This is a genomic window from Bariatricus sp. TF06-38A (assembly GCF_027690675.1).
GTDB classification, from domain to species: Bacteria; Bacillota; Clostridia; order Lachnospirales; family Lachnospiraceae; genus Allocoprococcus; species Allocoprococcus comes.
In genome coordinates this window covers 1-8,537 of sequence record NZ_JAQFCE010000046.1, presented here as the reverse complement: position 1 = coordinate 8,537, position 8,537 = coordinate 1, and the positions used below count along the sequence as shown (strand labels likewise).

Below are 8,537 nucleotides of genomic sequence, written 5' to 3'. Positions count from 1 at the left end.
TGGAGTGCATAATCTTAACTGTAAACAACGACTTTATGGACGCAGGAGGATATGCACATGAGCAATTACAATAAAATCACAGCCCTTTACTCCCGCCTTTCCGTAGGCGACGAAGACAGGGACGGCGGCGAGAGCAACAGCATACAGAACCAAAAAATCTTTTTAGAGAACTACGCCAAAGGACAGCACCTAACCAATATCCGCCACTACATTGACGACGACGAAAGCGGCAGGTTCTTTGACCGTTCCGCTTATTCCCGCATGATTGAAGATGTGGAAAGCGGCAAAATCGGTGTCTGCATTATGAAAGACCTTACCCGCTGGGGGCGCGACTATCTCCAAGTTGGCAACGCTATGGAGATTTTCAGACGGAACAATGTACGCTTTATCGCAGTCAACAACGGTATAGACAGCGAAAACCCCGACACATTAGAGTTTGCCCCCTTTATCAATATCATGTCGGAGTGGTACGCAAAGGACATCAGCAAGAAAGTGAAAACGGGCATTAAGACCAAAGGCATGAGTGGAAAGCCGATTGCCACCGAAGCCCCTTACGGCTATATCAAAGCCCCGGACAACAAGGATTTTTGGATAATCGACGAGGAAGCCGCCGAGGTTGTACGCCTTATTTTCCGTCTGTTTTTGGACGGGAAAAACCGAAACCAAATCGCCGTATATCTGACACAGGAGCAAATCCCAACCCCCACTTTCTACATGAAAGACCGCGGGCGGGGAACTTGTAAAAATAAGACGCTCAACGAGGATAACCGTTACAAGTGGAACAAAGCCACGCTGACCCATATCCTCACGCGGCAGGAGTATTGCGGCGATGTAGTCAACTTCAAGACCACAAAGCATTTCCGGGATAAGCGAAACCACTATGTAGACAGAAGCCAGTGGCACATCACAGAAAATGTGCATGAGCCGATTATTGACCGCACCGACTTTGAAAATGTGCAGCGGATTTTGGAAAACGCACCTGTCAAACGCCCCAACGGGGACGGAGAAATCCACCCTCTGTCCGGCTTGCTTTTCTGTAAAGACTGCGGTGCAAAAATGCACATTCGCATAGATTACCGAAACGGCGGCAAGCGCCATGTTGCCTATTGCAGCGAGTACCACAAGGGAAAAGCCAAAAATCCCAAGTGCAGCTCCCCGCACATCATGGACGCGGATCTGCTTATGCAGACCGTCGCAGATGTGCTGAAAAAAATCGCGGAATACTCTATCAGCAACCGGGCAGAGTTTGAAGCCTTAGTGAAAAAGAGCCTTGCCATGCAGCAGACCGACAAGACAAAGAAACAGCAGAAGCGTATCCCGCAAATCACGACGCGCCTTGAACAGATTGACAAGGTGCTGAATAAACTTTATGAGGACAACGCGCTGGGTACTATCCCACAAGACCGCTATGAGCAGATGTCGCAGAAGTATTCCGAAGAATACTACTCACTGAAAGCCGAGCTTGAACAGCTTAGGGAACAGCTATCCGCTTTTGAGAACGCGGGAGGACGGGCGCAGAAGTTTGTAAAGCTGATAGACCGTTACGCTGACTTTACCGACCTTACCCCGACTATCCTCAACGAGTTTATCAGCCGGATTGAAGTGCATGAGCGTGACAAGAAAAGGGCGAAACAGGCTATTCAGCATATCGGGATATATTTTAACCATATCGGCAGATTTGAAAATGAACTGACACAGCTTGCAGAGCCGACAGAGCAGGAAATCCGGCAAATGCGTGAGGAAATCGAAGAAGCAAGAAAGGAAAAGAGCCGCGCCTACCACCGCAACTATTCAAGAGAATACCGGGCGAGAAATCTTGAAAAGAGGCGGGAGTACGACCGTATCAAAGCGCGGGAATATCGGGCGAAGAAAAAGGCGCAGGCTGCCGCCGCACTGTCCGCACCATAAAACAGAATAGCAACATCATAGAGGGATTTTCCGAACTACGGGAAGTCCCTTTTTTACGCCCGGAGAAAGGAGTAACCTATTGACAGAAAAGAAAGGAACACCCACCCCGCCGACCAAACCGGACGGAGTTATCACGACACAGAGAAACGGGCAGACCATTGTTGCGGAGCTGTTTTTTAACCACAACGCCACAGAAACATTCTCCGACAAGCTGCTGAAAACGATACTTGCCGACAGTCTGCGTTTTTCTGCGTCTGACGGTCAAGAGCCGGAAAAAACAGAAATCTTGCGATAACAGCCGCCCCGACGATACATTCCCCGTTTGGGCGGTTTTTATCGTCAAAAACGCAGTTTTCCCCAAGTCAAGAGCCGAGGAAAACACCCGAAAAACACCCCTATTGCGTAACAGGGACGCAGAAAGGAGCTTGCATGAGAACAGGGCTTACCAAACAGGAAAAGACCACCGATATATGGTTTGACGAGAAAGACCCCCTTATCCATATCCGCACCCACAACACCAACCTCAAAAAGCGGCTTGCCGCTTATGCCGAGCAGTACCCCGACGAGTGCTACCAGACCGACACAGACCACGAAACAGGCTGCATGGAGTTTGATATTGCAAAGGGGCGTTTCTCTTTCCGTCTGACCGCCCCATACAATGAGCAACGCCGGAGAGCCGCCAGCGAAGCGGCGAAAGCTAACGCAAGCAATCTCACGCGAAGTGTGGTATAATTTTTTGAAAAAGTTTGAGATTTGATGTAGTATTCGTCGTTAAAACCGTAGTATATAGGTGAAGCCGGAGAGGAGGCGGTGCAATGATAGAGGATGAAAAAATCATAGAAATGTTTTTTGAACGTTCAGAACAAGGCATACGGGAGTTGGATATAAAATACGGAACAGTCTGCCACAATCTTTCCTATCATATCGTAGGAAGTAGGCAGAACGCAGAGGAATGTGTAAACGACGCTTATTTAGGTGTATGGAACACTATTCCCCCTGCACGACCTAACCCACTTTTATCCTATGTTCTGAAAATCGTTCGGAACATTTCAATCAAAATTTATTGGAGAAAGGAAGCAGCCAAACGAAGCAGCCATTACACGATTGCTTTGGAGGAAATTGAAACCTATGTAGCAGATACTCACACAGTAGAAGCAGAAATTGAAGCTAAAGAATTAGCCCGTATCATTGAAAGTTTTTTAGATACGCTGACTACTGAAAACCGCGTTATTTTCATGCGCCGCTATTGGTTTTCTGACAGCTACAAAGACATAGCCGAGGTTGTGGGGCTTTCAGAGAAAAATGTCTCTGTCCGGCTGACCCGTATCCGCGAAAAGATGAAACAATATTTAATTGAAAGAGAGGTCTTTATATGAACGCAAAGAAGTTTTCCGACGCTATGAGCGAGCTTGACAACAAATACATTGACGAAGCCCTTAACTATAAGAAAAAGGTCAAGAAGCCCATTTGGATTAAATGGGGAGCTATGGTAGCCAGTTTGCTCCTTGTTTTTACCATGTCTGTTCCAGCATTAGCGGCAGCAGATTTTGGACCAGCTTATAATCTACTCTACAAGGTATCTCCGGCAATTGCCCAAAAGTTAAAGCCTGTTAGTATGTCCTGCGAGGATAATGGGATTAAGTTTGAAGTAATTTCGGCTTATGTTGAGGGTAGCGAAGCAAAGATTTTTATTTCCGTACAAGATATTGACGGAGATAGAATTGATGAAACGACAGATTTGTTTGATAGCTTTAGTATCAATACACCTTTTGATTGTAGCAGTTCGTGTGAAAATATAAGCTATGACACCGAAACAAAAACCGCCACTTTCCTAATTTCTATATCACAATGGAATGAAAAAGACATTATTGGTGAGAAAATTACTTTTTGTGTCCGAGAAATGCTGAGCAATAAGCAGGAATATGATGCGATATTGACAGATTTGGATTTGACCCAAATTAGTGCTACACCAAAAACAATTACCCCGACTCAAATTTGGGGTGGTGGGGGAACAAACTACAATGAAATGGAAAACAATTTTCAGGCATTGAAAACAACAGGTATTCTGTGTTCCCCTATTGCTGAGGTAGATATTACAGCCATGGGATATGTGGATGGGAAATTGCATATACAAGTCAAGTACGAGGATAGTTTAGAAACGGATAATCATGGCTATATCTATTTCAAAAATGACAAAGGAGAGGAAATCCACTGTATCGCAAATATTGCATTTTCTACTGATAGTGAACATCAAGAACGGTATGTGGAATATGTTTATGATTTGTCAGATGTTGATTTAACCCAATATAAAGTATATGGATATTTTGTTACGAGCGATACACATATCGAAGGAAATTGGAGTGTTACTTTCCCTTTAGAAAGCATAAGTCAATAAGTTTTCGTAGTTACCGATATAAATACAAACCAAATAATTCAATGAGAGCAGCCTTTTTCACACAAAAACGGCTGCTCTTTTCTATGCTATGAGCAGAAAGGAGCGATCAACCATGACAAAGCCAAGAGAGAAAACCCGCGAGGAACTGCAAGCCGAAATCGAGGACGGAAAAAAGAAAATCCGGCAGTTTGAGAACCGGGAAAAGGTGCTGCGGCAAAAGCTGTCGCAAGAGGAACGCCGGACACGCAGCCACCGCCTTATTGTCCGAGGCGCAGTCTTTGAAAGCATTGTGCCGGAAGCAAAGAACATGAGCGACGAGGAAGCCGCAGCACTTCTTAGGTTTGCACTGACGAGTGAGCTGGTACGGGAATATCTGAAAAAACGAGCCGAGAACGGGAACGCTGAATAAATCCCTTAGACACTAAGGGCGCACTTATACACCCTAACGGGCGTGTGCGCTCTGCCGAGGGCTTTATCTTAAGCACAGGGATTTTACCCCGCGCTACGATTGGCGGCTTTGCCGCAGACAGGGGACGCTACACTTCCCCTGCGACAGCTTGCGCTGTCTACCCTTTTGTGTACTTGCGGAAACCGAACACCTTGCTACGCAAGCTATTCATTTTCCACAAGTTTTATATCCGCTATACTGGAGGTGATACCCATAGCCATTTACCATTGTAACATCAGCATAGTCAGTCGGGGCAAAGGCAAATCAGCAGTTGCCGCAGCCGCCTACCGAAGCGGCGAAAAGCTGACAAACGAGTGGGACGGAATGACCCACGACTACACCCGCAAAGGCGGCGTTGTCCATACCGAAATCATGCTGCCGCCCCATGCCCCGCCCTCTTTCTCTGACCGTTCTACCCTATGGAACAGCGTGGAACTTTATGAGAAAGCCGGGAACGCCCAGCTTGCGCGTGAGATTGACGCAGCACTCCCCATAGAATTATCACGAGAGGAACAGATACGGCTTGTCCGGGAATACTGTTCCTCTCAATTTGTTTCTAAAGGAATGTGCGTGGATTTTGCTATCCATGACACCGACAGCGGCAACCCCCATTGTCATATCATGCTGACCATGCGACCACTTGACGAGCGCGGCGCGTGGGCGGCGAAGTCTAAAAAGGAATATGACCTTGATGAAAACGGGGAGCGCATACGCTTGCCGAATGGCAGATACAAGACCCACAAGGTTGACCTCACAGGCTGGAACGACAAAGGCAACGCCCTCTTGTGGCGCAAAGCGTGGGCTGATATTTCAAACAGCTATCTTGAACGCGCCGGAAGCACAGAGCGTATCGACCACCGCAGCAACGCCGAGAGAGGAATTGACGAGATACCTACTGTCCACATGGGCGTAGCCGCCTGTCAAATGGAGAAGAAAGGCATAGCCACCGAGAAAGGCGAACTGAACCGGGCTATCCGCAAATCAAACAGACTGATAAAGGAAATCCGGGCGCAGATCGGCAACCTCAAAGAATGGATTGCCGGACTGCTTGCGGCGTGGGAAACTTCCCCAAGAAAACAACAACCGCCAAAATCTCCGAACCTTGCAAATCTTCTGATGAAGTATTTGGGCGTTCAGAGGGAAAAGAGCCGGAAGTATTCGCAGAGCTGGCAGCACCAACACGCAGCCGACGAACTGAAAACCATATCACAGGCAGCCAATTATCTTGCGGAGCATGGTATCTCTACACTTGACGAGTTGGACGCTTCTCTTTCCTCTGTCAGTGATGAAGCCTTTTCTATCCGGGAGGGAATGAAAGCCGCCGAGCAGCGCATGAAAGAGCTGCAAAAGCTGATAGAGAACGGAGAGAATTATTTGCAGTATAAGCCCATTCATGCCGAACTAAAAAAGCTGAAAAACGGCTGGACGAACAAACGGGATAAGTATGAGGAAGCCCACCGCGCCGAGCTGACCTTATGGAACGCAGCAAGCCGCTATCTCCATGCAAATCTGACGGATACAAAGACGCTGCCTATCTCCAAATGGAAACAGGAATACGCCGACCTCAAAGAGCAGAGAGATACTGACTACACCAAACTGAAAGCTACCCGCGCCGAAGTTGCCGAGCTTCAGAAGATACGCAAGTGCGTCGATATTGCGCTGAAAGCCGAGCAGCCGGAGCAAACACAGAGCCGCACCAAGCGGCACGATATAGACCGCTGAAAGGAGTTGAAATTTTATGTATTACACCCAAGAACAAATAGACTGCGCCAACCAAGCCGACCTTGTTTCTTTTCTGCAAGGACAGGGCGAGCAGCTTACCCGCGCCGGACAGGAATACCGCTGGAAACGGCATGACAGCTTGACTATTCGGGGAAACAAATGGTACAGGCACAGCCAGAGCAAAGGCGGCGCACCCATTGATTTTGTCATGGAGTTTTTCGGAAAGAGCTTTACCGAAGCCGTAGAACTGCTGACAGGAGAAAAAGGCGCAGCACCGCCGCCGGACAGACCAAGCCCCGCGTCCTTTTCTGACTTTCGACTGCCGCCCCACAACACCGACAACCACATAGCGAGGAACTTCCTCACAGCCGCCCGCCACATTGATGAAGATGTGTCGGGCTTTTTCTTTTCCACCGGGGATATTTACGAGGAAGCCGCCCACCATAACGCCGTATTCGTAGGACGGGACGAGGACGGAGTACCACGATACGCCCACCAACGCGGCACAGCCGGGAACTTCCGGCTTGATGTGAAAGGCAGCGACAAAGCCTTTAACTTCTGCTATCGGGGCGAGGGCGAAAGATTGTTTGTCTTTGAAGCCCCTATTGACCTGTTATCTTTTCTCTGTCTGTTCAAAAAGGACTGGCAGAAGCAAAGCTATCTTGCGCTGGGTGGCGTGGGAGATAAAGCCCTTATGCGCTTTCTCTCTGACCGCCCGAACATCAAGACCGTATATCTCTGCCTTGACAGCGACCAAGCCGGAAACGACGCTTGTAGCCGCCTTGTGGAGCTTATGCCGGAGGGCTTGACCGTCCACCGCCTTATCCCTCTTTTCAAAGACTGGAACGAGGTGCAGACGCGCCGGGGCGAAATCACAGACGGGAAATATCTGCGGGAAGCTGTCTATGGATTGAAAGAACCGCCACAGGAAGAAACCGTTGAGATTATCCGCATGAGCGAGGTTGACACACAGACCGTTGAATGGCTATGGGAGCCGTATATCCCCTTTGGGAAAGTAACCATAGTACAGGGCAACCCCGGCGAGGGAAAGACCACCTTTGCGCTGCGCCTTGCCGCTGCCTGTACCACTGGCGGGACGCTTCCGGGCATGAAGCCCATACAGCCGTTTCAAGTTATTTATCAGACCGCCGAGGACGGTTTGGGAGATACCGTCAAACCCCGCTTGATAGAAGCCGCCGCAGACCTTGACCGGGTGCTTGTGATTGATGAAGCAAAACGGGAGCTTACCCTGTCCGACGAGCGCATAGAGAAAGCAATCATACAGAACGGGGCGCGTCTGATTATCCTTGACCCCATACAGGCGTATATGGGCGACAAAGCCGACATGAACAAGGCAAACGAGGTGCGCCCCATTTTTCGCCGCCTTGCCGAAGTTGCGGAGCGTACCGGGTGCGCCGTTATCCTTATCGGACACCTTAACAAAGCTGCCGGAGGACAGAGCGCATACAGGGGCTTAGGTTCTATCGACTTTAGAGCCGCAGCAAGGAGCGTCCTTTTAATCGGGCGCGTGAAGCGTGAGCCGAATGTGCGTGTTATCATTCACGACAAATCTTCCCTTGCGCCGGAGGGAAAGCCCGTTGCCTTTTGCCTTGACCCGGAAACAGGCTTTGAGTGGATAGGCGAATATGATATAACTGCCGACGAGCTGCTGTCCGGCGCGGGCGGCAACAACGCCACCAAAACCGAACAGGCTGAAAAGCTGATACTTGACCTACTGGCAGACGGAAAAGAACTTGCCAGCGAGGACATAGAGAAAGCCGCAGCCGACGCGGGAATTTCTGCCCGTACTGTCCGGGCGGCAAAGAAAAACCTTGACGGGCGCATTACCTCAAAGCGTATCGGCGCAGCATGGTATCACGCCCTAAAAAAGTGAACTGGCAAAATCCAAGTGGCAAAACCCAGATACCTTGCCACTTTGCCACTTCGCCACTTCAACCATAATCCCACAGCCCCATGTATGACCGCGTGGGGCTTTATCGTGGAAAAAAGAGCATATGTCGCGTCAATAACTCTAAAAAGCACTTGACAAAACGCTTCATGGGG

Annotated in this window: 8 protein-coding genes; all 8 read left to right on the top strand. The window is 49.1% G+C overall.

Annotation, left to right across the window (positions count from 1 at the left end):
• Positions 1-57 precede the first annotated feature (57 nt).
• The 8 genes from PG418_RS18705 to PG418_RS18670 all read left to right on the top strand — a co-directional run bounded on the left by PG418_RS18705 (position 58) and on the right by PG418_RS18670 (position 8,367).
• Entirely contained in the window at positions 58-1,908 is a 1,851-nt protein-coding gene (locus tag PG418_RS18705) for a recombinase family protein (protein ID WP_055304249.1), read from the top strand.
• Positions 1,909-1,987: 79 nt separating this feature from the next.
• Positions 1,988-2,203: a transposon-encoded TnpW family protein gene (locus PG418_RS18700; RefSeq protein WP_055304251.1), complete on the top strand. Its 216-nt coding sequence runs from the start codon at positions 1,988-1,990 to the stop codon at positions 2,201-2,203.
• A gap of 134 nt (positions 2,204-2,337) precedes the next feature.
• The gene (locus PG418_RS18695) at positions 2,338-2,640 is read left to right on the top strand and encodes a hypothetical protein (RefSeq protein WP_055304253.1); all 303 of its coding nucleotides are present in this window, start codon (positions 2,338-2,340) and stop codon (positions 2,638-2,640) included.
• An 83-nt stretch (positions 2,641-2,723) separates the two neighbouring features.
• A complete protein-coding gene (locus PG418_RS18690; RefSeq protein ID WP_055304255.1) occupies positions 2,724-3,284 on the top strand; it encodes an RNA polymerase sigma factor in 561 nt (186 codons plus the stop codon).
• Entirely contained in the window at positions 3,281-4,303 is a 1,023-nt protein-coding gene (locus PG418_RS18685) for a DUF4179 domain-containing protein (protein WP_055304257.1), read from the top strand. The genes PG418_RS18690 and PG418_RS18685 overlap by 4 nt, the downstream gene beginning before the upstream one ends.
• 112 nt (positions 4,304-4,415) lie before the next feature.
• Positions 4,416-4,712: a DUF3847 domain-containing protein gene (locus tag PG418_RS18680; protein ID WP_117628576.1), complete on the top strand. Its 297-nt coding sequence runs from the start codon at positions 4,416-4,418 to the stop codon at positions 4,710-4,712.
• A 252-nt stretch (positions 4,713-4,964) separates the two neighbouring features.
• A complete protein-coding gene (gene mobQ, locus PG418_RS18675; RefSeq protein WP_227194740.1) occupies positions 4,965-6,473 on the top strand; it encodes a MobQ family relaxase in 1,509 nt (502 codons plus the stop codon).
• Positions 6,474-6,489: 16 nt separating this feature from the next.
• Positions 6,490-8,367, top strand: coding sequence for an AAA family ATPase (locus tag PG418_RS18670; protein ID WP_117628574.1), 1,878 nt, complete (start codon positions 6,490-6,492; stop codon positions 8,365-8,367).
• The last annotated feature ends 170 nt before the right edge of the window (positions 8,368-8,537 follow it).